20 protein-coding genes are annotated in these 23,728 nt (G+C 69.9%); 11 read left to right on the top strand and 9 right to left on the bottom strand.

From position 1 onward, the window contains the following. Positions 1-100: 100 nt before the first annotated feature. Positions 101-1,600, bottom strand: coding sequence for a depupylase/deamidase Dop (gene dop / locus ACQPYY_RS19170; protein ID WP_379107094.1), 1,500 nt, complete (start codon positions 1,598-1,600; stop codon positions 101-103). A 132-nt stretch (positions 1,601-1,732) separates the two neighbouring features. Here dop and ACQPYY_RS19175 point away from each other — a divergent pair, with 132 nt between their 5' ends. Next, positions 1,733-2,959 (top strand): DUF418 domain-containing protein, encoded by a 1,227-nt coding sequence (locus ACQPYY_RS19175; protein WP_433590419.1) that lies wholly within the window; start codon positions 1,733-1,735, stop codon positions 2,957-2,959. Here ACQPYY_RS19175 and ACQPYY_RS19180 read toward each other — a convergent pair. Next, positions 2,956-3,273, bottom strand: coding sequence for a hypothetical protein (locus ACQPYY_RS19180; RefSeq protein WP_433590420.1), 318 nt, complete (start codon positions 3,271-3,273; stop codon positions 2,956-2,958). The genes ACQPYY_RS19175 and ACQPYY_RS19180 overlap by 4 nt on opposite strands. Positions 3,274-3,296: 23 nt before the next feature. After that, complete coding sequence (locus ACQPYY_RS19185; RefSeq protein WP_379107100.1) at positions 3,297-4,007, bottom strand: TetR/AcrR family transcriptional regulator; 711 nt, start codon at positions 4,005-4,007, stop codon at positions 3,297-3,299. A 94-nt stretch (positions 4,008-4,101) separates the two neighbouring features. On the opposite strand from ACQPYY_RS19185, the gene ACQPYY_RS19190 reads away from it, so the two are divergent. Both ACQPYY_RS19190 and ACQPYY_RS19195 read left to right on the top strand, forming a co-directional pair. Next, the gene (locus ACQPYY_RS19190; RefSeq protein ID WP_433590421.1) at positions 4,102-5,019 is read left to right on the top strand and encodes an AurF N-oxygenase family protein; all 918 of its coding nucleotides are present in this window, start codon (positions 4,102-4,104) and stop codon (positions 5,017-5,019) included. Continuing rightward, complete coding sequence (locus ACQPYY_RS19195) at positions 5,016-5,363, top strand: DUF4873 domain-containing protein (protein WP_433590422.1); 348 nt, start codon at positions 5,016-5,018, stop codon at positions 5,361-5,363. The genes ACQPYY_RS19190 and ACQPYY_RS19195 overlap by 4 nt, the downstream gene beginning before the upstream one ends. 19 nt (positions 5,364-5,382) lie before the next feature. On the opposite strand, the gene ACQPYY_RS19200 is transcribed toward ACQPYY_RS19195, so the two are convergent. Continuing rightward, positions 5,383-6,072, bottom strand: coding sequence for a TetR/AcrR family transcriptional regulator (locus tag ACQPYY_RS19200; RefSeq protein ID WP_433590423.1), 690 nt, complete (start codon positions 6,070-6,072; stop codon positions 5,383-5,385). A 127-nt stretch (positions 6,073-6,199) separates the two neighbouring features. Between ACQPYY_RS19200 and ACQPYY_RS19205 the strand changes: the two genes are divergently transcribed. Then, positions 6,200-6,652 carry a nitroreductase/quinone reductase family protein gene (locus ACQPYY_RS19205; protein WP_379107110.1) on the top strand — a complete coding sequence of 151 codons (453 nt, stop codon included), beginning with the start codon at positions 6,200-6,202 and terminating at the stop codon, positions 6,650-6,652. A gap of 396 nt (positions 6,653-7,048) precedes the next feature. On the opposite strand, the gene ACQPYY_RS19210 is transcribed toward ACQPYY_RS19205, so the two are convergent. Beyond that, positions 7,049-7,408 carry an arsenate reductase family protein gene (locus ACQPYY_RS19210; RefSeq protein WP_357283966.1) on the bottom strand — a complete coding sequence of 120 codons (360 nt, stop codon included), beginning with the start codon at positions 7,406-7,408 and terminating at the stop codon, positions 7,049-7,051. Positions 7,409-7,502: 94 nt separating this feature from the next. After that, positions 7,503-9,116, bottom strand: a complete 1,614-nt coding sequence (locus tag ACQPYY_RS19215; protein ID WP_433590424.1) for a hypothetical protein — start codon at positions 9,114-9,116, stop codon at positions 7,503-7,505. A 354-nt stretch (positions 9,117-9,470) separates the two neighbouring features. Here ACQPYY_RS19215 and ACQPYY_RS19220 point away from each other — a divergent pair, with 354 nt between their 5' ends. Beyond that, positions 9,471-9,686, top strand: coding sequence for a type II toxin-antitoxin system VapB family antitoxin (locus ACQPYY_RS19220; RefSeq protein ID WP_433590425.1), 216 nt, complete (start codon positions 9,471-9,473; stop codon positions 9,684-9,686). Further along, on the top strand, positions 9,683-10,126 hold the full coding sequence (locus ACQPYY_RS19225) for a PIN domain-containing protein (RefSeq protein ID WP_433590426.1): 444 nt from the start codon (positions 9,683-9,685) through the stop codon (positions 10,124-10,126). The genes ACQPYY_RS19220 and ACQPYY_RS19225 overlap by 4 nt, the downstream gene beginning before the upstream one ends. Before the next feature lie 12 nt (positions 10,127-10,138). Here the strand turns inward: ACQPYY_RS19225 and ACQPYY_RS19230 are convergent, their stop codons facing one another. Next, positions 10,139-10,918 carry a helix-turn-helix domain-containing protein gene (locus ACQPYY_RS19230; RefSeq protein WP_433590427.1) on the bottom strand — a complete coding sequence of 260 codons (780 nt, stop codon included), beginning with the start codon at positions 10,916-10,918 and terminating at the stop codon, positions 10,139-10,141. Positions 10,919-11,253: 335 nt separating this feature from the next. Here ACQPYY_RS19230 and helR point away from each other — a divergent pair, with 335 nt between their 5' ends. Beyond that, complete coding sequence (gene helR / locus ACQPYY_RS19235) at positions 11,254-13,446, top strand: RNA polymerase recycling motor ATPase HelR (protein WP_433590428.1); 2,193 nt, start codon at positions 11,254-11,256, stop codon at positions 13,444-13,446. Here helR and glnA read toward each other — a convergent pair. Further along, a complete protein-coding gene (gene glnA, locus ACQPYY_RS19240) occupies positions 13,416-14,852 on the bottom strand; it encodes a type I glutamate--ammonia ligase (RefSeq protein ID WP_433590429.1) in 1,437 nt (478 codons plus the stop codon). The two genes, helR and glnA, sit on opposite strands and share 31 nt — an antisense overlap. Before the next feature lie 330 nt (positions 14,853-15,182). Between glnA and ACQPYY_RS19245 the strand changes: the two genes are divergently transcribed. From ACQPYY_RS19245 to ACQPYY_RS19260, 4 genes are all read left to right on the top strand, one after another. After that, positions 15,183-16,946, top strand: coding sequence for an AMP-dependent synthetase/ligase (locus ACQPYY_RS19245; protein WP_433594680.1), 1,764 nt, complete (start codon positions 15,183-15,185; stop codon positions 16,944-16,946). 10 nt (positions 16,947-16,956) lie between these two features. Then, positions 16,957-18,168, top strand: coding sequence for a PucR family transcriptional regulator (locus tag ACQPYY_RS19250; protein ID WP_433590430.1), 1,212 nt, complete (start codon positions 16,957-16,959; stop codon positions 18,166-18,168). Positions 18,169-18,487: 319 nt separating this feature from the next. After that, on the top strand, positions 18,488-20,548 hold the full coding sequence (locus ACQPYY_RS19255) for a CocE/NonD family hydrolase (protein WP_433590431.1): 2,061 nt from the start codon (positions 18,488-18,490) through the stop codon (positions 20,546-20,548). 101 nt (positions 20,549-20,649) lie between these two features. Next, positions 20,650-22,134, top strand: coding sequence for an ABC1 kinase family protein (locus ACQPYY_RS19260; protein WP_433590432.1), 1,485 nt, complete (start codon positions 20,650-20,652; stop codon positions 22,132-22,134). Here the strand turns inward: ACQPYY_RS19260 and ACQPYY_RS19265 are convergent. Next, the gene (locus ACQPYY_RS19265) at positions 22,064-23,608 is read right to left on the bottom strand and encodes a glycosyltransferase family 39 protein (RefSeq protein ID WP_433594681.1); all 1,545 of its coding nucleotides are present in this window, start codon (positions 23,606-23,608) and stop codon (positions 22,064-22,066) included. The two genes, ACQPYY_RS19260 and ACQPYY_RS19265, sit on opposite strands and share 71 nt — an antisense overlap. Between the last annotated feature and the right edge of the window lie 120 nt (positions 23,609-23,728).

Consider the following 23,728-nt stretch of genomic DNA (forward strand, 5'->3'; position numbering starts at 1 on the left):
ATTAAACGTCATTGTGCTGTGCCCGCGATCTCTCCGCCGCCATGTCGCGGACACGAAAAAGGGGTACGGGGTTCAGTTCCCGTACCCCTCTCACGTGGGCCTAGTGGGTCAGCTGGCGCACCAGTTCCGAGGCGGTGTGCACGCCGTCCAGGAGTTTGCCGACGTGGGACTTGGTGCCGCGACGCGGTTCCAGGGTGGGGATCCGCACCAGCGAGTCGCCGCCCAGGTCGAAGATCACCGAATCCCAGCTGGCCGCCGCGATATCCGCGCCGAACCGGCGCAGGCACTCGCCGCGGAAGTAGGCGCGGGTGTCGGTGGGCGGGTTGGTCATGGCGTCGGTGACCTGCTGCTCGGTGACCAGGCGCTGCATGGAGCCGCGCGCCACCAGGCGGTTGTAGAGGCCCTTGTCCAGGCGCACGTCGGAGTACTGCAGGTCGACCAGGTGCAGCTTGGGGGCGGCCCAGGACAGGCCCTCACGCGAGCGCATACCCTCGAGCAGGCGCAGCTTGGCGCACCAGTCCAGCAGGTCGGCGCATTCCAGCGGGTCGCGCTCGAGCAGGTCCAGCACGTGGGCCCACTTCTCGATGACGTCCAGCACCCGCGGGTCGTCGTTTCCGGTGCGGTCCATGAACTTCTCGACCCGGTCGAGGTAGATGCGTTGCAGCGCAAGGCCGGTCAGTTCGCGGCCGTCGGAAAGGGCAACGGTGGCACGCAGAGTCGGGTCGTGGCTGATGGTGTGCACGGCGGTGACCGGGCGGGCCAGCTGCAGATCCGAGAAGTCCTCACCGGCCTCGATCATGTCCAGCACCAGCGCCGCGGTGCCGACCTTGAGGTAGGTCGACCATTCGGCGAGGTTGGCGTCGCCGATGATGACGTGCAGGCGCCGGTACTTGTCGGCGTCGGCGTGCGGCTCGTCGCGGGTGTTGATGATGCCGCGCTTGAGGGTGGTCTCGAGACCGACCTCGACCTCGATGTAGTCCGCGCGCTGCGACAGCTGGAAACCGGGGGTGTCACCGGACTGGCCGATGCCCACGCGCCCGGACCCGCACACCACCTGCCGGGAGGCGAAGAACGGGGTCAGGCCCACGATGATCTGATTGAACGGGGTCTCCCGGCTCATCAGGTAGTTCTCGTGGGTGCCGTAGGAGGCGCCCTTGCCGTCCACGTTGTTCTTGTACAGCTGCATGCGGGCCGCGCCCGGCACGCTGGAGGCGTAGCGGGCGGCGGCCTCCATGACCCGTTCACCGGCCTTGTCCCAGATCACGGCATCGAGGGGGTCGGTGACCTCGGGCGCGGAGTACTCCGGGTGGGCGTGGTCGACGTAGAGGCGGGCCCCGTTGGTGAGGATCATGTTGGCCGCCCCGACCTCGTCGGCGTCGATCACCGGCGCGGGCCCGTTGAGCCTGCCGAGATCGAAACCGCGCGCGTCGCGCAACGGCGATTCCACCTCGTAATCCCAGCGTGTGCGCTTGGCGCGCGGCACGCCCTCGGCCGCGGCGTAGGCGAGCACCGCCTGGGTGGAGGTGAGAATCGGGTTGGCTGACGGCTCGGTCGGCGTCGAAATGCCGTACTCGACCTCGATTCCGATGATGCGCTGCATGGCTTCGAGCCTAGGCGAAAGGCGGGCCCGGACGCGGCCGGACTGTCCGGGTCGGTCTCATTCGCGAGTCGTACGCCGGATCGTCCTCGCGGGCGATCCGCCCGGGACCGGCGCGACGGCACAATCACCTGCATGGTCGAATCGGCTCCCCTCCCCCGCCCGCCGCACCCGGTCACCACCGTCGCCGACGACCCCGATCCCGCACCCGCCCAGCCTGTTTCGAGCCGGGTGGCCGCGCTCGACGTGCTGCGCGGCATCGCGATCCTGGGCACCCTGGGCACCAATGTCTGGATCTTCACCAATGCCGAAGGGCTGCTCGGCTACATCGCGCGCAGCGACGAGCCGCACGGGGCGTGGCTGTGGATCGAGCGATTCCTGCAGCAGCTCGCGCAGGGCAAGTTCCTGGGGCTGCTGACCATCATGTTCGGCATCGGGCTGGCTATCCAGCAGCGATCGGCCGTGCGGAGCGGGCGCGCCTGGCCTGGCAGCTATCCGGTGCGGGCGGGGCTGCTGTTCCTCGACGGCCTGCTGAACTTCTTCCTCGTCGCCGAGTTCGACGTGCTGATGGGGTACGCGATCACCGGCCTGGTGGTGGCGTTCATCCTGGCCACCGGTCCGAAGGCGCAGCGGCGCTGGCTCATCGCGCAGGCGAGCGTGCATCTCACCCTGTTGTCGCTGTTCGCGGTGGCGATCGCGGTCGGATCTCCGGATGATTCCGGCCCGCGCCGGACGCTGGATCCGAATCCGTACGCGGACGGCTCGTTCTGGGATCTGGTGGCGTTCCGGTGGGAGCACCTGCTGGTGTTCCGGCTCGAACCGCTGCTCATCTTCCCGATGTCCATCGCCCTGTTCCTGCTGGGTGCGCGACTGTTCCGGGCCGGGATCTTCGAGCCGGGCGGGGCTCGAATCCGCAAGCGGCTCATGCTGATCGGGTTCGGCATCGCCGCGCCCGTCGACCTGGCGCTGGGCCTGATCGGCGGCGATCTGATCCTGCTGGCCCGCTACGGCACCGCGCCCGTGGTCTCGCTGGGCCTGCTCGCCCTGGTCGCCGAGGTGTACGCGCATCGGCCCCGGCCCGGCTGGGTGGGCCGCCGTTTCGGCGAGGTCGGGCGAATGGCGTTGAGCTGCTACATCCTCCAGAACCTGGTGGCGGGATTCCTGTGCTACGGCTGGGGTCTGGGCCTGGCGAGCCTGGTGTCGGCCAACGCCCGGGTGCCGTTCACGGTGGGGATCTACGTGCTGGTGTGCGCGCTCATGCTGGTCTTCGCCCACTTCTGGCTGCGCCGCGTCGAGCGCGGACCGGTCGAGTGGCTGTGGAATCGCAGCTATCTGGCCCTCACCGGCGCGGCGAGGGGCTAGTCGACCTCGTCGATGGAGCGCAGGTAGGGCGCCTGCCCGTCGATGCAGGACGAGAGCCGGTAGAGCGAATGGGCCGGTACGAAATCGACGAACTGCTCGCTGCCGGAGGAGCCGCCGACGTCCGAGTCGTGGTACTCGCACTGCATGTAGCCGGAGACCACGTATTCGGTGTCGGTGTCGTTGCGGCAGTCCAGGACGTCGCAGTGCAGTCCGGCGGGAAGTTCGGCGTCGGCGCCGGCGGAGGCGGCCGGAGCCAGTGCGGCCCCGGCGATTCCGGTGAACACGGCCAGCCGGGCGAGAGTGCGTGCAGCCATCGGAGTCCTCGGGTCGATCGACGTCACGCCCGCGCCGCCTCGGTGCGCGAGAGCAGGTCGGCGACGACGGTGTCGCGGGTCAGCGGCACGTCCAGACTACGGGCATTGCCCTCGAGCAGCGACAACACCGATTCGGCGAGGATGCCCTCGATGTGGTCCGAGGACAGCCCGGGGGCCGCGCGCCAGCTGTTGACCACGCCGTCGACGAAGCCGACCGTGCCGAAGGCCATGGGGCGGGCCCGGTTCCGGTCGATGCCGAAACGGTGCAGGGCGTCGGCGAACAGGTCCGCGAGCCGCCCGCCGATCCGGTCGCGGGCCCCGGCCAGCGCGGTGGAGGATTCGCCGTGCGGGTCGGCGGCGGTGAGGAAGCGGTGCAGGTTGGGGTGGCGTTCCACCCAGCCGACGTAGGTGCCGACGGCTCCGCGCACCAGGTCGCGGACGGTGCCGTCGGGGTGCAGGCGCGGCATGAGTTCGGCGGTGAGGCCGTCGAGGATGTGGCGGCGGATGGCTTCGTCGAGGTCGGTGCGGCCGTCGAAGTGCCGGTAGACGACCGGGCGCGGGACCGAGAGGCGGTCGGCGATCTGCTGGACGGAGATCTCGGTGCCGTGCTCCTCGATCACGGTCAGCGCGGCGTCGAGCATCTCGACGCGGCGGCGGGCCTTGTGGTCGTCCCAGCGCGTACTGCGGCCGTCGGCGCCCGGCGGCGCGGGTGTGCTGCGTCGGGTCCCGGTCACGCGCCTCACGATACCCACCTCCGACATTGACCGTGACGGCATGTACCACTAATCTGAGTGTAACAGCCTGTATCAGTAATAGTCGGGAGCTGTCATGGGCGACAACGCGGTCTCCACGCCTGCGCGCGGCCTCTCCGGGCGCGAATCATTCGCCCAGCGTTTGCTGGCCGGATCGGCGAAGAAGTCCTACGACCCGGTCGTCGATCTGGACTGGGACGCCCCGCTGGACCCGGACAAGCTCTTCCTGCCGCCCGAGGTCATCTCCCTCTTCGGCACCCCGCTCTGGGACGCCATGACGCCCGAGCAGCGCCGCGAACTCTCCCGCCAGGAACTCGCCAATGTGCTCTCGGTCGGCATCTGGTTCGAGAACCTGCTCAACCGCCTGCTGCTGCGCGAACTCATGGCCGGTGACCCGACCTCGCGGCACGCGCACTACACGCTCACCGAGATGGGCGACGAATGCCGGCACATGATGATGTTCGGCAAGCTCATCGACCGCATCGAGGCGCGGCCCTACTGGCCCAACCGGTTCGAGCGCTGGACCATCAGCGCGCTGCAGCAGCTGCTGCGCGGGTCCATGGTGTGGGTGGGCGCGCTGGTCGGCGAGGAGATCTTCGACGCGCTGCAGCGCCGCACCCTCGACGATCCGCAGTTGCAGCCCTTGGTCGCGCGGGCCATGCGCATCCACGTCACCGAGGAGGCGCGGCACATCGGGTTCGCCCGCGACGCCCTGGCACACCGGGCGCCGAGCATGTCGAAGGCCGAAACGCTGTACACGCGACTGTGTGTGGCGGTGGCCGCTCCCCTGTTCGTGTACCTGATGACCAACTGGCACATGTACGCCCGCGCGGGCATCGAGGACGGGCGGGCCGCACGGCGGATGGCCCGCGCCAACCCGCATTCGCGGCGCGCACTGGGGCTGGGCGCGGCGAATCTCGGCGCGTTCCTGGACGAACAGGGGCTGATGGGGCCGATCGGCAAGCGCGTGTGGCGACGCCGAGGGCTGCTGTGAGGTTCCGGCGGGACCGCCGCGATCCCCGGCCACCGGCGGACCCGCAGGACTTCACCGAACCCGAACCGGCCCCGGACTATTCGGGCCCGGCGCTGCTGGACGCGCCGGGCATCGAAGTCGCGGTGCGAGTCGCCCTGACCGGCCACCTGGATCCCACCGACGGCCAGTTCCATTGGTACGGAAGGATTTCCGCCGACGACGGTGCAACTCTGCCCGATCCCGGGCGCGGTCAGGTCTTCCTGACCGTGCCGGGCCGGTCCCCGGCGCCCGGCGTGCTCCAGGAGCGTGATCCGTGGGGCAATCTGCGCATCACCGGGATCGGCGCGCCGCCGTTCACGCTGTAGCGCGACGCCGTTCGGATCGCTAGCGGGTCAGGCCGATGAAGTCGGCCATGGCCTCGACGGAGTACGCGAAGAACGGTCCGGCCGGATCCATGCTGTTGTCGAGCTGGCCGAACAGTTCGAAGGTGACCGTGCCGTAGAGCTGCGTCCACGCCATGACCCCGCGCACCACGGCGACCTCGGGCAGACCGGGCGCGACCTGCTCGGCGATGCCCGCGGACTGGGCGGCCAGCACCGGATCGACCGGTTCGTCGGACACCGTGAGACTGGCCGACTTCCACGCCCGGTTGACCACGCCCAGCGCGGCCACCGGCACCCGGGACGCGGGGCCGACCGTGGATTCGGGGGCCCGATAGCCCGGCACGGGCGAGCCGTAGACCAAGGCGTACTCGTGCGGATGCGCCTTGGCCCAGTCCCGGACCGCATGGGAGATCGCCCGCCACTGCGCCCGGGGCGTGTCCGCGGCGGCGACCGCGTTCTCGACCGCGTCGGCGATGCTGTCGTACGCCTCGATGATGAGCGTGGTCAGCAGGTCGTCACGGCTGGGGAAGTAGCGGTACAGCGCCGAGGACACCATGCCCAGTTCGCGGGCGATGGCCCGCAGCGACAGCGCGGGGGCGCCGGATTCGGCGAGCTGCCGGCGCGCGGCGTCGGTGATCTCGCGGGTGATCTCGGCTCTGGCCCGGGCGCGGGCGGTTCGGGGGACGCTCATCCCGATAGTGTGCCACGTTTCGGATCACCAGAATATTTCGAGAGCACCGCTCTTGACATTCCGTGAGGCGTGCATGCACACTGATCACAACAGAGAGCACCGCTCTCAAAGAGTGAAGGAAGATCTCATGGACGCCCACACCGCCGCCACCCGCTACATCGGTCCCACCGGTCTCGACCCCTACATGAACCGCTTCTTCAATATGCTCCCCAAGCTCGGCATCAGCGTCGCGGGCTCGCGGCTGCTGGCCGTGCGCGGCCGCACATCCGGCGAATGGCGCACCACCCTGGTCAATGTCCTGACCATCGACGACACCCGCTACCTGGTCGCCCCGCGCGGCCACACCCAGTGGGTCCGCAATCTGCGCGTCGCCGGGACCGGCGAACTCCGCCTGGGCCGCAAGTCCGAGACCTTCACCGCCACCGAACTCCCCGACGCCGACAAGATCCCCGTCCTGCGCGCCTACCTCGACCGCTGGGGCTGGGAGGTCGGCCGCTTCTTCGAGGGCGTCACCAAGAACGCCACCGACGCCGAACTGGCGGACATCGCACCGGGATTCCCGGTCTTCGTCCTGCACTGACCCACCCCGGCTCCCTGCCCGACGCTGACATCAAGGCCGGGCCGCAGTCCAGCCGCCCACCACGACGTCTGTCCCGCTGTCGACCGCCTCGAGCTTCGACCCGAGAACACCTCGCCCCGGCAAGGCCTGCGCCTTGCCGGGGCGATTTCATGCCCGGGCGCGGATGCGCTCGTGCCGGTGGACTGCCGGACCACTCCTGTCCGGCGATGTCAGCGGCCCGCCGGACCAGGGGACGCTGTCGGTGCGTGAGGCCGCGGCCGGGCCTGCCCAGCAGCGGCGCATCGAGAACGAGCGGGAGCTGTTCACAGGTGCCGTACCGGCAAGGCCTGGAGTGGCGCGATCCCAGCGGACCGCCCGGTGTCGACAGGCCGCCGTACGGGATCTCGCCGACCGGCGTCAGCGCAGTTCGTCGAGGGTTTCGTTGTCGCGGGCGACGAAGGCGCGGCCGTCGGCGGTGAAGACGATGGGGCGCTGGATGAGGCGGGGGTGGGTGGCCAGGGCCTCGATCCAGCGGTCGCGGTCGGCGGGGGTGCGACCCCAGGAGGCGACGCCGAGTTCCTTGGCCTGGGCCTCGGCGGTGCGGGTGATATCCCACGGTTCCAGGCCGAGTTTGGTCAGGGCGGCGCGGATTTCGTCGGCCGAGGGCGGGTTGTCGAGGTAGCGGCGCTCGACATAGTCCGAGCCGGTTTCCTCGAGCACCGCTTTGGCGGTGCGGCTCTTGGAGCACTGCGGGTTGTGCCAGATTTCGGTCGCCATGCCGCCAGCCTAGGCGGCGGCGCCGACTCCCCCGGTCACCGGCACGGGTCAGGACGTACCGACCGGAACGGTCAGGGCACGGGCGGCCGGACGGTCACAGCCAGTCGACGACCCAGCGGTAGGGGCGCATCCAGTACAGGCCGGCGTCGGGAATCGGCGCGCCCCAGCGCTGTTCGGCCTGGGTCAGCTGCCAGCGGTATTCGGGAGCGGGTTCACCGCCGTGGATCTCGAGCAGGTGCCGCCGCCAGCTGCCGATCATGGCGGGGACGACCTGACTGTCGTTCTCGTAGGCCCACTCCACGTTTCGGGTCATCAAGCTGTCGACGGCGTGGTTGGCGGCGTTCGGGTCGCCGGTGCTCAGCGAGTGCAGGAACGCGGCCACCAGGTTGTAGGCGATGGCGTCGTGCACCGAGGTCTGGCCGTTCTCGAGCGACCAGATACCCAGGTAGGTGGGTCCCTGCTCGTCGATCCACACCGAATGCGCCTCGCCGACCCGATTGTCGAAGATGAGCGCGGTGAGCAGGCCCAGGGTGGCCTTGCCCATGATGAGCGGGTCCGGTCGCCCGGTGCCGACGGCGTCGTCGATCAGCGCCCGGTAGGCGGCGGCGGCGATGCCCGGACGGTTGGCGTCCATCAGCGCGTCGGCGGTCGCGCCGCCCGCGAGCTGCTCGGCGGGCGGCTGCGCCGGACCGGTCGCGAGCTGCGGCGCACCGTCGCCGACCCGCAGGTACTGGGTCGCCATGGCGTCGGGCGCGACGGCGGGATCGAGCGGCGGCAGGCCCGCCACCGGGCCGGACTGCGCGGCACCGAAATCGGCTCCCGGCGCACCAGGTTCGGGCTGCGCGCCAGCGGGTTCCAGCGGCGAGAACGCCTGATCAGGCTGTGCCGAGCCGGGTTCGGGGAAGGCCGCGCCCGGGTCGGGAAACAGTGCGCCCGGTTCGGGGAACAGTGCGCCCGGGTCGGGAAAGGGTGCGCCGGGTCCGGGCGATATGGCGGCGGGTTCGACCAGCGGCGCGCCATTGCGGAGCGGGTCCTCGAGGCCGAGGTCGATGGCGAGCGGGTCACGCAGGGCGGGAGCGGTCTGCAGATATTCCAGTGCCACCCGGGCGAATTCGTTGTCCTGGGTCTCGAGCCATTCGCGCCCGGCCCGCAGGGTGTCGATGAGGTGTCCGCCGACGCCCTGTTCGATGGCGGCGCACAGCGCGTAGTACCCGTAGCCGCGGTAGTCGTCGTGGCCGACGCCCTCGGTGATCAGCAGTTGCGCATATCTGCTTGCCAGGTCGTGTCTTTCGATGTCGCCGAGCAGGGTGCAGGCGGTCATGGCCGCCATCAGCACTTCGGCGTGTTCGCCGTGGGCGCGACGCAGGTCGATGCAGCGGTCGGCCATGAGGACGGCGCTGTCGGGCAGGTCCTGCTGGGTGGCGGCCTCGACGGCCATGGAGTACATGGTGGCGAGGGTGGCGGGCGGGATGTCGGCCGGGTAGCGGGCCGGGCCGTGTTCGGCCAGGTGCAGAGCCTGGGCGTAATCGCCCGCGGCGAAGGCGGATCGGAAGCGGTAGGAGACGATCCAGCCGTATTCCTTGGGATCGGGGACCCCGGCCAGCTCGTCGTCGAACGCCGACAACCGCGCCAGCGCCTCCTCGGCCCGGCCGGTCTCCAGCATGCCGCTCGCCTCGTTCATCACCTCGACGAACGCATTTCGATCCATGGCCTACTCGCCTTCCCGCATATGTCAGCCCCGGATCGTATGACCGCACCACGACCCCGCGCGGTCACTGAGGTCAAGGTCATAGTTTGACGCCACCCCACATGACCACGCGTTGTCATTCGCGTGGCACGTTGTGTCACAACGGTATTCCCGCACCGCGACACGAACCCGCCTCCCTGCGGGCCACTCTCGCGTCGCGGCCGATCCGTCCTGCCCACAATCTAACGACAACACACCGAACGAACCCGCAACCACTCTCGGCGCGTCTCGTTGGGCGATTCCTGATCGGCGAGCCGCCGCGCACCGGCTCGGATATACTTCAGGGACGATTTATATATCCCCGTGGAGGTGACCATGACGAAAACCCTGATCGACATTCCGGATGACCTCATGGAACAGGCCCGGCGGGTCACCGGTGGGGCCACGAAAACCGAGACCGTCCGCACGGCGCTGCGCCTCCTGGTCCAGCAACGTCAGCAGCACGACGCCATCGCGTGGTTCGCCGACTCGGCGCCCTTCCTACCCGAGGCCGAACCGACCGGGGAGGCCGAGCCGCCGCAGCCGCGATGACCGGCGGCGGAAATCTCGCGCTGTATCTCGCCGATCACAGCGCGGTATCCCGAATTCAAACTCGCCCGGCCGTGCGCGCGGCATTCGACCGCCTCCACGCCGCCGTCGGCGTCCTGTGCTCGAATGCCGTCACGCTGGACGAGGCCTGCTACAGCGCCCGCAATGCCCAGGACCTGGAACGCATCATCACGATCTATACGGGAGTGTTCCGTTTCCTCCCGATGGATCCCGCGATCGACCGGTTGGTACGCACGATCCGGCAGCAACTCTGGGCGCACGGCCACGGCCGTTCCGCCCAGGCGACGGATGTCCTGATCGCGGCGACCGCGGTCCATTACGACGCCACGGTTCTGCACTACGACAGGCATTTCGAACTGATCGCCGGCGTCTTCCCGACACTGCGGCACCAGTGGATCGTTCCGCGCGGAACCGCGGAGTGACCGCGTGGTCCGTCACAGGACCGGCAGGGTGGTGTGCGGGGCGGGGGTGAAGGTGACGATGCGGCGGCGGGGATCGCCGGGTAGTTCGAGGTTCTCGTAGGCGAAGGTGAGATCGCCGGAGTGGGGGTGGCGGACGCGTTTGCCGCCGTGGGTGCGGTGTTCGACGTCGCCGGCGCGCCAGAGGGCGGCGAATGCGGGGCTGCCGGTGGCGAGTTCGTCGATGAGGGCGGTGGTGGCGGGGTCGTCGGGGTAGCGGCCCGCGACGCGGCGCAGCTGGGCGACGGTGGCGGCGGCCACGTCGTCCCAGTCGAGATAGAAGGCGCGGGCGGCGGGGGCGAAGAACAGTGAGCGGGCCATATTGTCGCCGATCAGATCGCCGAAGACGTAGTGCGCCAGCGGGTTCGCGGCGAGCACGTCGAACAGGTCGGTGATGAGCGCGGCGGGAGCCTTGTCGATCAGGTCGAGCATGCGCAGCAGTTCGGGACGCGGTGCGGCGGACGTGGTTTCGGAGCGCCGGGGCGGGCGGGCGAGCGCGTGCAGGTGCTCGGTTTCGACGGGGTTGAGGCGCAGGGCGGCGGCGAGGGAGTCGAGGACGTCGGCGGAGGGGTTGGCGGCGCGGCCCTGTTCGAGGCGCTGGTAGTACTCGGCGCTGATTCCGGCGAGGTGTGCGAGTTCGGCGCGGCGCAGACCCGGGACCTTGCGTGGCCCCGAGGGCGGCAGTCCGGTGTCCCGCGGATCGACGCGCGCCCGCCGGGACTTCAGGAACTCCGCCAGATCCTCGCGCACGGCCATGTCCGCAGTGTGACACAGGACTTGGGTGGCCCCGGGGGTACGAGGCACGGCGTGCACTGGTTGCCGTCGGCCCGGGCGAGCAGGCTCGGTGGCGGGAGTTCACCACCGATTCCCTTGCACCGGAGGAGTTTCGCCATGACTGCCACCGCTCAGCAGCGCGCCGACATCAGGGAATCGGGGAGGGCTGTACCTCTCTCCCCTTTCAACATATATCGCAGTGGGGGGCTTGCGGCAAGGCCCCCGTGGTGGCGCACAATCGCTGGCCGAGGGCTGCGGCCTGCGCGGATGGCGCGCGGGCGGCGGCCGGGACCGGCTGGGCGGAAGGTGTGGTGCTGATGTCTGATCAGGGATACGAGAACGAACTGCGGTCCGAGCGCGACTACGTGGCCGGGCTGTATGAGCGGCTGGACGCCGAGCGGGCGCGGGTGCGCGGCCGGTACGGCGAGACGCTGACGGTGCGCGGTAATGCGACGGTGCTGGTGGAGCGGGATGCCGAGTCGCGGGCGCTGGCCAAGGAGATGACCCGGCTGGGTGTGGCCGACAACGGCCTGTGCTTCGGGCGTCTCGACAGCGAGACCGGCGAGCGCGCCTACATCGGCCGGATCGGCATCTACGACGAGACCAACGAATTCGAGCCGCTGCTGCAGGATTGGCGGGCCCCGGCGTCGCAGGCGTTCTACACCGCGACCGCCGCGACCCCGGAGCACATGCGCCGGCGTCGCCAATTCCACACGCGGGGCCGTGCCGTGGTGGATTTCACCGACGAGGTGTTCGGCCGTCCCGGGGACGGGGAGCGCGGTGACGCGGCCCTGCTGGCGGCGGTCAACGCGCCGCGCGGCGAGGGCATGCGCGACATCGTGGCGACGATCCAGGCCGAGCAGGACCGCATCATCCGGCTCGATCACCCGGGCGTGCTGGTGATCGAGGGCGGGCCGGGCACCGGCAAGACCGTGGTGGCGCTGCACCGGGTGGCGTACCTGCTGTACACGCAGCGTGAGCAGATGGAACGCAACGGCGTGCTCGTGGTGGGCCCGAATACGGCCTTCCTGAAGCACATCGGGCGCGTGCTGCCGTCGCTGGGCGAGACCAACGTGGTGTTCACCACCACCGCGGATCTCATGCCCGGCGTGCACGCGACCGCCGAGGATGTTCCGGAGGTGGCCCGGCTCAAGGGTGCGCTGGGCATCCTCGAAGTGTTGAAAGCGGCGATCGCGGACCGGCAGCGGGTGCCTGCGGAGCCGGCGTCCCTGGAGCTCTCGGATGTGACGGTCCGCATCGGTGCGGACATCGCGGACTGGGCGCGGTCGGAGGCCCGCGAGAGCGGTCTGCCGCACAATCTGGCCCGCGCCACTTTCGTGGAGGTGCTCACCTGGGCGTTGACCGAGCGCGCGATCGCCCGCATCGGTCAGGGCTGGCTCACCCGCGAGGACCGCGAGGCGTGGGAGAACATGCGTACCGACCTGCGCACCGAACTCGCCGAGCACGAGGGCTTCACCGCCCTGCTCGACGAACTGTGGCCGACGCTCACGCCGGAACAGCTACTGGCGGAACTGTTGTCGTCGACCGACCGGCTGCGCGCGGCGGGCGCCGACCAGTCGCTCTGGCGGGCCGGGGGCGAGGCCTGGACGGTGTCGGATGTCCCGCTGCTCGACGAGCTGGCCGACCTGCTGGGCCGCGACACCTCCGCCGAGGAAGCCGCGGCCGAGCGGGAACGCAAGGCGCAGGCCGCCTACGCCGAGGGCGTGCTGGATCTGCTGGTGAGCCGCGCCGACCACATGGACGACGAGGACCATCTGTTCGCCACCGACATGCTCTACGGTGAGGACCTGGCCGAGCGGTTCATCGAACGCGACACCCGTGAACTGGCTGAACGCGCTGCCGCGGACCGGGATTGGACCTACCGGCACATCGTGGTCGACGAGGCCCAGGAGCTGTCGGCCATGGACTGGCGGGTGCTGATGCGCCGCTGCCCCGGCCATTCCTTCACCGTGGTGGGCGATCTCGCGCAGCGTCGTTCCGCGGCGGGCGCGACCTCGTGGGGCGCGATGCTGGACCCTTACGTTCCGGGCCGCTGGCAGTACCGCTCGCTCACCGTGAACTATCGCACCCCGGCGGAGATCATGGCCGTCGCCGCGGCCGTGCTCGCCGACTTCTCCCCCGACGTCACCCCGCCGGATTCGGTCCGAGCCTGCGGCGTCCAACCCTGGGCCCGGCAGCTCTCCACCGACGACATGCCCTCTGCCATCGAGGAATTCGTCCGCGACGAGGCCGCCCGCGAGGGCACCAGTATCGTGATCGGCCCGCCCGGTATGCCGGGCACGGTCCCCGCCTCGGAGACCAAGGGCCTCGAGTTCGACGCCGTCCTGGTGGTCGAACCCGAGCACATCCTCGCCGACGGCCCCCGCGGCGCGGCCGAACTGTACGTCGCCCTCACCCGCGCCACCCAGCGCCTGGGCGTCCTGCACCGGGGCCCGCTCCCGCGTGCCCTGACCGGGCTCTACACGTCGAAGTACAGCTCGAATTCGTAGGGGTGGGGGCGGAGGTTGATCTCGGCGATCTCGGTGTCGCGCTTGAGGCGGATCCAGGTGTCGATGAGGTCCTCGGTGAACACCCCGCCCTGGGTGAGGTAGTCGTGGTCGGCCTCGAGACGGTCGATGACCGCGTCGAGGCCGGCCGGGGTTTGGGTGACCTCGGCGGACTCCTCGGGGGTGAGTTCGTAGAGGTCCTTGTCGACCGGCAGGGCGGGCTCGATCTTATTGGTGATGCCGTCGAGTCCGGCCATCATCATGGCGGCGAAGGACAGGTACGGGTTGCCCGAGGAGTCGGGGCAGCGGAATTCGAGACGTTTGGCGCGGGCATTGGTGCCGGTCACCGGGATGCGTACGGCGGCGGAGCGATTGCGCTGGCTGTAGACCAGATTCACCGGGGCCTCGTAGCCGGGGACGAGGCGTTTGTAGGAGTTCACCGTCGGGTTGGTGAAGGCCAGCAGTGACGGCGCGTGGTGCAGCAGCCCGCCGATGTAGTGCCGGGCCAGATCCGACAGTCCGGCGTAGCCCGCCTCGTCGTAGAACAGCGGCGCGCCGTCCTTCCACAGGGATTGGTGCACGTGCATGCCGGACCCGTTGTCGCCGAAGAGCGGTTTGGGCATGAAGGTGACGGTCTTGCCGCCCGCCCAGGCGGTGTTCTTGATGATGTACTTGTAGAGCATGAGGTCGTCGGCGGCGGCGAGCAGGGTGTTGAACCGGTAGTTGATCTCGGCCTGTCCGGCGGTGCCGACCTCGTGGTGGCCCTTCTCCAATTCGAATCCGGCCTGTTGCAGGTGCGTGCACATGGCGTCGCGCAGATCGACGTCGGCGTCATAGGGGGCGACGGGGAAATAGCCGCCCTTGGGCCGGACTTTGTAGCCGCGGTTGGGAGTTCCGTCGGGATTGACTCTCTCGCCGGTATTCCAGTCCGCCGACGACGAATCCACTTCGTAGAAGGCCCGGTTCATGCCGGTGTCGTAACGGACCGTGTCGAAGATGTAGAACTCGGCTTCGGGGCCGAAATAGGCGGTGTCGGCGATTCCGGTGGAGCACAGGTACTCCTCGGCCTTGCGGGCCACATTGCGGGGGTCGCGGCTGTAGGCGGCGCGGGTGTGCGGGTCGTGGACGAAACAACTGATATTGAGGGTCTTGGCGGCGCGGAACGAATCCAGTTGCGCGGTGCGCAGATCCGGCAGCAACAGCATGTCGGATTCGTGGATGGCCTGGAAGCCGCGCACCGAGGAGCCGTCGAAGGCGATGCCGTCCTCGACCAGCTCCGGGCCGAACATGCTCGCCGGGATCGAGAAGTGCTGCTGGATGCCGGGGACGTCGCAGAAGCGGATGTCGACGTACTCGACGTCCTCGGCGTCGATGTAGTCCTGTACTCCATTGGTGGTAGGGGTGATCACCGCTGCCTCCTCGTGGCCGCGCACGCCTACCCGATCGGACGGCCCGGTCGGGGTCCGGCGGTCCTGTCGTGCTAACAGGTTACGTCGCGGAGACGCCCGGTCGGACACGAATGAGCTTGTGCACCAAGATCATTCGCTACAATGGTCAGCGTGCAGACGTCGGCGTGGGATCCACGGTTCCGGCCTGCCCTGCCGCTCCCCCGTGTTTTTGGCACAGTGCACAACTCGCCTGTCCCAGTTCTTCTCCATTGCCCCTGGTCCGCCCCACACGCTGTGCGATCTGCTGGAACCGTGAGTTCAACATCGGTAGCGGGGACGACCCCGCGCACCATGGTGGAAGCGTTCCAGGCCACCGCCGCCCGTTATCCGGACGCGATCGCGTTGCGCACCCTCGGCGGGGCGGTCTCGATCACCTGGCGCGAGTACGCCGACCGGGTGCGCGCCATCGCCACCGGCCTCGCGGCGCTCGGCGTCGGCCGGGGCGACACGGTGGCGCTGATGATGACCAACCGGCCCGAATTCCACCTGTGCGACACCGCGATCCTGCACACCGGCGCGACCCCGTTCTCGGTGTACAACACCAATCCGGTGGAGGTGCTGGCCTACCAGTTCACCAATGCGGGCAACAAGGCCGTGATCTGCGAGGCGCAGTTCGCGCCGCAGGTCCGCGCCGCGGTGGCACGGGCCGCCGAGCAGGGCGCGACCGTGGAACACGTGATCTGTGTCGACGAGGCGCTCGCGGGGTGCGTCGTACTGGCGGAGATCGAGGCCGCCGCGCCGGGCGGGTTCGACTTCGAATCCGCCTGGCGCGCCGTGGCTCCCGAGGACCTGCTCACCATCGTCTACACCTCCGGCACCACCGGCCCGCCCAAGGGCGTGGAGCTCACCCACACCAATTTCCTCGAGAACGCCCGGGTGGTGGACGAGTTCGGCGGTGGCTCCCCCGCCGACCGGGTGATCTCCTATCTGCCCGACGCGCACGCCGCCAATCGCTGGCTCTCGCACTATCTCTCGATCCTGACCGGCGGCCAGATCACCACCTGCCCGGATTTGAGACAGGTCGCCGCGGCGCTGTCCGAGGTGCATCCGACCGTGTTCATGGGTGTGCCGCGCGTGTGGGTGAAAGTCAAAGCGGCGCTGGAGGAACGCTTCGCCGCCGAGCCGAGCTCGATCAGACGCCGCCTCATCGCCTGGGCGATCGCGAGCGGCCGGGCGCGAGCCCGCGCGGCGTCGGACGGACGCACGCTGAACGTCCTCGACACCTGGCGGTTCCGGCTGGCGGATCGCCTGGTGCTGTCGGCCGTGCGAGCGCAGCTGGGCCTGGACCGGATTCGCATCGCCGTCACCGGCTCCGCCCCGATCCCGAAGGACACCCACGAGTTCTTCCTCGGCCTGGGCCTGCCGCTGTGCGAGGGCTACGGGATGACCGAGTGCACCGCGGGCGCGACCATGGACCGCCCGGCCCGCATCAAGATCGGCACCGTCGGCACCGCGTTCCCCGGCACCGAAGTCGCCATCGCCGAGGACGGCGAGGTGCTGGTGCGCGGCGGCAGCGTGATGCGCGGCTATCGCGGTGAGCCCGCCAAGACCGCCGAGACCGTGGACGCCGACGGCTGGCTGCACACCGGCGATATCGGCGAACTCGACACCGAGGGCTTCCTGCGGATCGTGGACCGCAAGAAGGAACTCATCATCAACGCGGCCGGCAAGAACATGTCGCCCACCACTATCGAGAACACCGTCACGGAGCACACTCCCCTGGCGGGTGCGGTGGTGGCGATCGGTGAGGGTCGCGCCTACAACACCGCCCTGATCTGCCTGGACCCCGACCTGGCCGCCGCGTTCGCCGAGCGCCATCAGCTAACCGAGCGGGACATCGCGGCCCTGGCCCGCGATCCGCGCGTGCTCGCCACCCTCCAGGAAGGCGTGGACGCGGCGAACGGCAAGCTCTCACGGGTGGAGCAGATCAAGAAGTTCGCGGTGCTGCCGGAGGTGTGGGTCCCGGGCTCCGATCACCTCACGGCGACCGGAAAACTCAGGCGCAAACCCATAGCTATCACCTACGCCGCTACTATCGAGTCGCTGTACGGGTAGTAGGAGAGTTATGCACGCGCGATTACGGGATCGGACGCTCGAGGAGCTGTACCGACGCGCCGTCGTGGCGCGCGCGGAATTCCCCGCCCTCGCGCCGCCCTACCCCAAGCTCCCGGAATCCCTGGTGACCAGCGGTTTCGAGCGCGGCACGGCCCTGAACGTGGACCTGTTCTTCGAGTTCCTGCGCACCGGTGTCGCGCCCTCGCCCGAGGACACCGCCGAGGTCGTGCAGATCGCGTTGAGCCGCATCCGCGACGGCGAGACGCTCGAGGAAGTGCTCAACCGATACAGCCTGGGCGCGGAGCTGATCTGGTCGCGGGTGCGCGAGACCGCCCACGGACCCGAACGCGAACTCCTCGACGACGCCGCGATCTCGCTGCTGCGCTACATCACCCTGCTCACCACCCGCATCGCCACCGCCTGCGTGCAGCGCGCCCACGACCCGCGCTGGGAGTTGCTGGAACGCCGCCGGACCATTGCCGACGCGCTGCTCACCGGCCGCGACCCCGTCGAGTGGGCGGGCGAACCCGCGGTGGCGGTGCCCGACGCGTTCCTGCTCGCCGCCTTCCGGCTCGGGTCCGCCCGCGGCGGCGACACGAGCGAACTGCGCCACCGCATCGAAGCCATCCCGGGTGTGTTCCTGCGCCTGGACAGCGGCGGCTGGACGGCACTGCTGCCACTGCATTCCGGCGATGACGGCACGGCGACCCTGGCGGCGCTCACCGCGCGCCTGCCGGGCCGGCTCGTTCTCGGGCACTCCGCACCGGCCGAGCAGCCGCGCTCGGCCGCGCCCGCCCCGTTCTGGGTCGGCGTCGCCACCGCGGCGAGCCGCGCCGCGATCCCCGAGGTGTTCGCCGAGGTGCGCACGCTGGCCGAGCTCGGCCGCTGCCTGGGCCGCCCGCAGCCGGTGTGCCGCCGCGCGGACCTGATGTTCGAATACACCGTCGCCGCAGGTGGTTCCGCGCGCCCCGGGCTGGCGGCCGTGCTCGAGCCGCTCGACAGTCAGACGGTGCTGACCGACACCCTGGACGTGTTCGTGGACACCGGCTTCAACCAGTTGGCCACAGCCCGGCTGCTCAACGTCCACCGCAATACCGTCACCTATCGCCTGGCCCGGGTGCACGAGCTGACGGGCCTGGATCCGCACCGCCCGACCGACGCCATGACCCTGTCGGCCGCCCGGATCGCCCGGCGGCTCGAAACCGCCTGCTTCGCACCGTAGTCGGCGCCGCCACCGATCCCACGCCGGGTGGCTGCACGTCGCCGGTCCGCGCCGCACGCCGCGCATCCCGGTCCGTCGCGCACGGCTCCTGGTCGCGGTCCGCAACGTACCCGCGTGGTGGACTGTCGCGTTCCTCCTGCCCATTCCGCCGAGCCCGCGGTTTGGTCGGCTGCACAATGCCCTCGGCTACTCTCTTGGCGATTGCCGATACCGGCGCGCGGGCACTGTGCGGTGTGCTGAACACCGACGACGAGGTCATGCGGCGCGGCATCCGGTCCGCGCCCGCCGGGACCTCCCGACCATCCGCAGAGGTACTTCGTTGAGCAGCACCTTCCGGCCGCGCCGCTGCCGCCTGGCCCCCTGGGCCGTGGCGGGCTTCTCCGCGCTCGCCATGACCATCGCCGCCACCACGCCGTCGGGGGCCGCGCCCGTGTTCGGGCCGGTGCCCGACGCGCCCGCCAACTTCGGCCTGCCCTCGGACTACCGGCCCACACCGGAGCGGTACGGGGTGGGTTATCAACTCGGACAAGTGGTTTCCCTGTCGGACGGCACCCAGTTGCAGACCGAGGTGCGGTATCCGACCGATCCGGCGACCGGGCAGCGGGCCGCGGGCGAGTTCCCGGTGGTCGTCAACTTCACCACCTACGGTGCGGTGGCCAGCGCGCTGACCGCCGCCATCACCTCGGTCATCGATGAGCTGCACATCCAGCTGCCCGATCAGTTGAAGGATGCGCGACGGGTCATCAATCAGGCCACCTCCATGCAGGACATGCTGGTCCGGCACGGCTACATCGAGGTGACCGCTGATGTGCGCGGCACCGGCGGCTCCACCGGCGCGTGGAGCCCGGCCTCGCAGCAGGACGGCAAGGACGGTGTGGAGCTGGTGGACTGGGCGGCCACACTGCCCGGCTCCAATGGCAAGGTCGGCATGTACGGCTACTCCTTCCCCGGCCTGTCGGCCATGCGCACCGCCGAGACCATCGGCCCCGATTCGCCGTTGAAGGCTATCGTGCCGTTCGCGGTGCCCAACAATATCTTCGACGAGGTGCTCAACCACGACGGCATGATGAGCCCGCTGCTGCTGACCGTCATCTCGCTCATGGTCCCGTACCTGAGCCTGATCGGCCCGTTCCTGACCGCGCCGCTGTCGCCGCAGACCTTCCTGAAGTCCCTCGGTGATCACCTCGCCGCCCTGGTCGGCCCCGACACCAGCACCGTGAAACTGCTCTTCGACGCCTACACCGGCGGCGCCACCGCCTACGACAACTCCTGGTGGCGTGAAAGGCGTTTCGAGACCGATCTGCACAACCTGGTCGACAACGGCATCGCCATGTACCAGGTGGACGGCTGGTGGGACCTGTATCAGGAAGGCGCGGTGCGCAATTACGCGCAGTTGCAGAATCTGGCCGCCGGGCGCGACCAGTTCGCGCCGATGGCCGCCGATCAGCAGGCCGACGGGCGCTACCAATTGCTCATGGGCCCTTGGTATCACGTCGGCCTCGGCCTGGGCCCGGGCTCGCGGATGGACACCGACCAGATCACCCTGGCCTGGTTCGACCGGTGGCTCAAGGACATTCCCAACGGCATCGACGAGACCCGCACGCCGCTGCACGTCATCGACGCGAACAACACCGCCGCCGACACCGCGCGCTACCCGTTCGAGCAGGCCACCGTCGAGCAGCGCTACTTCGACGGCGACCGCCTCGTCGCGGACAGGCCGACGGCCGTCGACGCCTCGGATCGCCTGAACTACACCGGAATCGACAATATCTGCAATCGCGAGACGCTGGGCCAGTGGGCGGCGGGCCTGTTCGACTTCGTGTTCCGGGTCTTCACCGTCTCCAACCCGTGCACCGAGTGGGTGCGGAACCCGACCACCGGGCTGCGCTACACCATGGACCCGGTGACCGAGCCGACCATGCTGGCCGGGCCGTCGTCCGTCACCCTGTACGCCTCCTCCACCGGTTCGGACGCCGCCTTCCAGGTGTGGCTCGATGACGTCGCGCCGGACGGGACGGCCGTGAACATCACCGGCGGTTCGCAATTGGCCAGTCAGCGCACCCTCGACGACGGCAAGACCTGGCGCAGCGGCGACGGCACCGTGTACGCGCCCGAGCACACCGTGCTGAAGGAGAACGAGCAGCTGCTCTCCCCCGGCGACGTGGTGCGGATGGAGATCAAGATCCGCCCCGCCTTCCACCGGCTGGAACCCGGCCACGCGCTGCGGCTGCGCATCACCAGCGGCACGTTCCCGTCGACCATCCCGAATCCGGCCGATCTGGGCCGGCTGCTGGGCACCGCGCAGCAGATCCAGCGGACCGCCGCGTATCCGTCGGCGCTGGTGGTGCCGCTCGGTCCGGCCACGGCGTTCGGGCGCTAGGCCCGGCGCGGTCGCCTGTCCGGTCCTTGCGGTCACCGCCGCCCAGCCGCGAAGATCGACACCGTGACACAGTGAGGCTCTCGACGTTTCGGAGGTTCTCGATGCTCGAACCGCGCCAGGGCGGTGTGCGGGGTGCGCGCCGCCGCTCGACCGGCTCGGCCGACGGCCTGCCGACCCGCGCCGCGGCCCGGACCGCCAAGATCACCGCGCTGCCGGTGGCCTATGCCGCGCGCCGGGTGGGCGGGCTCGGGCGGCGGGCGCTCGGAACACCGTCCCGCGAGGTCGAACTCGATATCCAGGCGCGCACCGCCCAGCACATGTTCGAGGTGCTGGGCGAGCTCAAGGGCGTCGCGGCCAAGCTGGGTCAGCTGCTCGCGCTCTACGAACTGGCGTTGCCGCCGGAGCTGGGCGAGCCGTATCGGGAGGCGTTGACGCGGCTCCAGGATTCGGTGCCCGCGATGCTGCCCGCCGCGGTCGACGCGGCCATGGCCGCGTCGATGGGCGACCGGTGGCGGGACCGATTCGCCGAGTTCGACACTCGCGCGGCGGCCGCCGCCTCGGTGGGACAGGTGCATCGCGCGGTGTGGCCGGATGGGCGGCGGGTCGCGGTGAAGCTCATGTATCCCGGGGCCCGGGCGGCGGTCGCGGCGGATCTCGAGCACATGCGCCGGCTCGCGCCGCTGGCCAAGGTCTTCGCCCCGGACCTCGACACCCGGGCGGTGACCGAGGCGTTCGCCGCCTGCATCGGCGCGGAGCTCGATTACGCCGAAGAGGCCGCCACGCAACGGATCTTCGCCGCCGCCTTCGCCGACGACCCCGACTTCCACCTCCCGGCGGTGGTGGATCAGCAGGGCGACGTGCTGGTCACCGAATGGCTCGACGGCGTCCCGCTGCACCGGGTGATCGCCGCGGGCACGCCCGCCGAGCGCACCCGGGCGGGACTGCTGGTGACGCGTTTCGTCATGTCGAGCTTCGCCAGGACCGGGCTGCTCTACACCGATCCGCATCCGGGCAATTTCCGGATGCTGCCCGACGGCCGCCTGGGCGTGCTGGACTTCGGCGCGTGCTCACCGTTCCCGGCCGAATTCCCCACGCTGGTGGGCGATATCGGCGAGGCGGCCCTCAACGGCAGCCCCGCCGACCTGGAGGTGGCGCTGCGCGAGCACGGATTCGTACGCCCGGAACGGGACTTCGCGATCGCCGACCTGGTCGGCATGGTGGACCCGATCGTGGACCTGTACCGGCACCGCGACGCCCACCTGACCCAGGCGTGGCTGCGCGCCCAGGTGCGGCGCGCCACCGAGCCGAGCCTGTCCAATGTGTCGCGCCACCTCACCACCCCGCCGGAGTACGCGCCGATCGGGCGCACCATCCTGGCCGCCACCGGCGTGCTCTGTCAGCTCGGCCTGCACGGCCCGCTGAGCGACGAATTGGTCGCGCCGCTCCCGCGATTGGCGGCGGCGGTGCGCACCTGCCGCGACCGCGAGGCGGCCGCGGCGGCGGTGGTCCGGCCGTTTACAGGTGCATCCACTGCGGCCACACCTGTGACCACGGCTTCTTCCGACCCGAGCACTTCCAGATGGTGACGTCCTGGGTATTGCCCTTGAACCCGAGGCGGGTGTCGACCTTGCCGACCGGGTCGACGTGCTCGAACTGGCTGCGCAGCACCGCCTCGTAGCCGCCGACGGCCAGGACCACCGAGGCGTCGTCGGGCGGGGTACCGAAGTAGCCGAAACCGCGGCTGGGACTGTAGAGCGGCGGCAGGTGCGTGCGACCGAACTCGTCCAGAGCGCTGGCCTGCCAATAGGTGTCGGTGATGATGACGGCGCGCTCACGCTCGGCCGGGCTGAGCGCGGCGTAGGCGCGGGTCACCTCGTCGGTGAGCTCGTGCCAGCCGAAGGACCCGTAGACGCCGATATTGATCGCCGCCTCGGCATCGTCCTTGGGCGGATGCACCTCGTCGGCGGGCCGCCACGGCGTCGAGTAGAGCGTGAAAGCCGTTGCGCCCACGGCGAGTACGGCTAGGCCCGCGGTCAGCGCCCGCCGCCACAGCGGTGCGATGCGCTCGGCCGTGCCGACCACACCGACCGCGCCCGCCGCGATCATGACCGCGTACATGCCCGCCGCGTAGTAGATCCGCCCGCCGGTGATCAGGAACGCCGCGAACAACAGCAGCAGCGTGACGCCCAGGAACCGGTAGGGTCGCAGCACATCCCAGCGCAGCAGCACCCACAATCCCCACAGCAGCAGCAGCGCCCCGAGGTATCCGGCCAGGCTGATCGACATGGGCAGGAACAGCAGCCGCCCGCCCAGGATGCCCTGCTCGGACCCGATCACCCCGCCCATCTTCAACTGCGGCCACGAATGGCGTTCCTGCCAGACGAGTTCGGGCACGGTGGCCAGCACCACGATCGCGCCGCCGGTCCACAACAGCGGCCTGCGCACCAATTCCCGCGGCCCGCACAGCATGCTGCTGATCACGACCGCGATCCAGAAGAACGGGATCAGCCACTTCACCTGCATGTCGACGGCGGTGACGAGGGCGGCGGCCAGCAGCAGCCAATCGTCGCGGGTCCGCACCCAGCGCACCACCAGCCAGGTGATGATGACCCACAGCGCGGTGTCGACGGCATTGGTGGTGAGCATGGTGCCCTGCAACAGCAGGAACGGTGAGCTCGCGTAGCCGATGGCCGCCAGCAGCTGCGCCCAGCGGCCGCCCTCGAATTCGAGGGCCAGCAGGGCGCACAACACGATCGCGGTCACCGTCAGCGCGACCGCGGGCAGCCGCAGCACGAAGTAGGACTCCGGCGCGATGGTGTCCATCAACCGCGCCAGCAGGGGCAGCACCGGGCCCTGGTCTGCGTAGCCGAACGCCGGGCGGCGGCCCGCGGCCAGGAAGTACAGCTCGTCGCCGAAGTAGCCGTAGCGGCGCGCCGACAGCAGCAGCACCACGGCGGCGGGCACCGCGACCGCGGCCACGGTCAGCCAGGCGAACGGCGGCCGCTCCACGGGCTTGGCATGCCGTCCACCACCGTTCGACCGGGCCGGTCGATCCACCACATCGGTCAACGCGCGCTCCTCGCCACCGGATCATGCTGTGAACACTCGAAATCTACAGCTTCTTTCCAGCAAATTTCGGACGCGGCACCGCGCCGTACGCCAGTTTCAGAAGCGCCGCCG

Origin of the sequence: Nocardia sp. CA-145437 (assembly GCF_050956485.1) — a bacterium.
Taxonomy (GTDB): Bacteria; Actinomycetota; Actinomycetes; order Mycobacteriales; family Mycobacteriaceae; genus Nocardia.

Excerpts from the sequence above, each read along its gene's own strand:
- dop (WP_379107094.1), bottom strand. The coding sequence starts at position 1,600 with ATGCAGCGCATCATCGGAATCGAGGTCGAGTACGGCATTTCGACGCCG.
- ACQPYY_RS19175 (WP_433590419.1), top strand. The coding sequence starts at position 1,733 with ATGGTCGAATCGGCTCCCCTCCCCCGCCCGCCGCACCCGGTCACCACC.
- ACQPYY_RS19180 (WP_433590420.1), bottom strand. The coding sequence starts at position 3,273 with ATGGCTGCACGCACTCTCGCCCGGCTGGCCGTGTTCACCGGAATCGCC.
- ACQPYY_RS19190 (WP_433590421.1), top strand. The coding sequence starts at position 4,102 with ATGGGCGACAACGCGGTCTCCACGCCTGCGCGCGGCCTCTCCGGGCGC.
- ACQPYY_RS19200 (WP_433590423.1), bottom strand. The coding sequence starts at position 6,072 with ATGAGCGTCCCCCGAACCGCCCGCGCCCGGGCCAGAGCCGAGATCACC.
- ACQPYY_RS19205 (WP_379107110.1), top strand. The coding sequence starts at position 6,200 with ATGGACGCCCACACCGCCGCCACCCGCTACATCGGTCCCACCGGTCTC.
- ACQPYY_RS19210 (WP_357283966.1), bottom strand. The coding sequence starts at position 7,408 with ATGGCGACCGAAATCTGGCACAACCCGCAGTGCTCCAAGAGCCGCACC.
- ACQPYY_RS19215 (WP_433590424.1), bottom strand. The coding sequence starts at position 9,116 with ATGGATCGAAATGCGTTCGTCGAGGTGATGAACGAGGCGAGCGGCATG.
- ACQPYY_RS19220 (WP_433590425.1), top strand. The coding sequence starts at position 9,471 with ATGACGAAAACCCTGATCGACATTCCGGATGACCTCATGGAACAGGCC.
- ACQPYY_RS19225 (WP_433590426.1), top strand. The coding sequence starts at position 9,683 with ATGACCGGCGGCGGAAATCTCGCGCTGTATCTCGCCGATCACAGCGCG.
- ACQPYY_RS19230 (WP_433590427.1), bottom strand. The coding sequence starts at position 10,918 with ATGGCCGTGCGCGAGGATCTGGCGGAGTTCCTGAAGTCCCGGCGGGCG.
- helR (WP_433590428.1), top strand. The coding sequence starts at position 11,254 with ATGTCTGATCAGGGATACGAGAACGAACTGCGGTCCGAGCGCGACTAC.
- ACQPYY_RS19245 (WP_433594680.1), top strand. The coding sequence starts at position 15,183 with ATGGTGGAAGCGTTCCAGGCCACCGCCGCCCGTTATCCGGACGCGATC.
- ACQPYY_RS19250 (WP_433590430.1), top strand. The coding sequence starts at position 16,957 with ATGCACGCGCGATTACGGGATCGGACGCTCGAGGAGCTGTACCGACGC.
- ACQPYY_RS19260 (WP_433590432.1), top strand. The coding sequence starts at position 20,650 with ATGCTCGAACCGCGCCAGGGCGGTGTGCGGGGTGCGCGCCGCCGCTCG.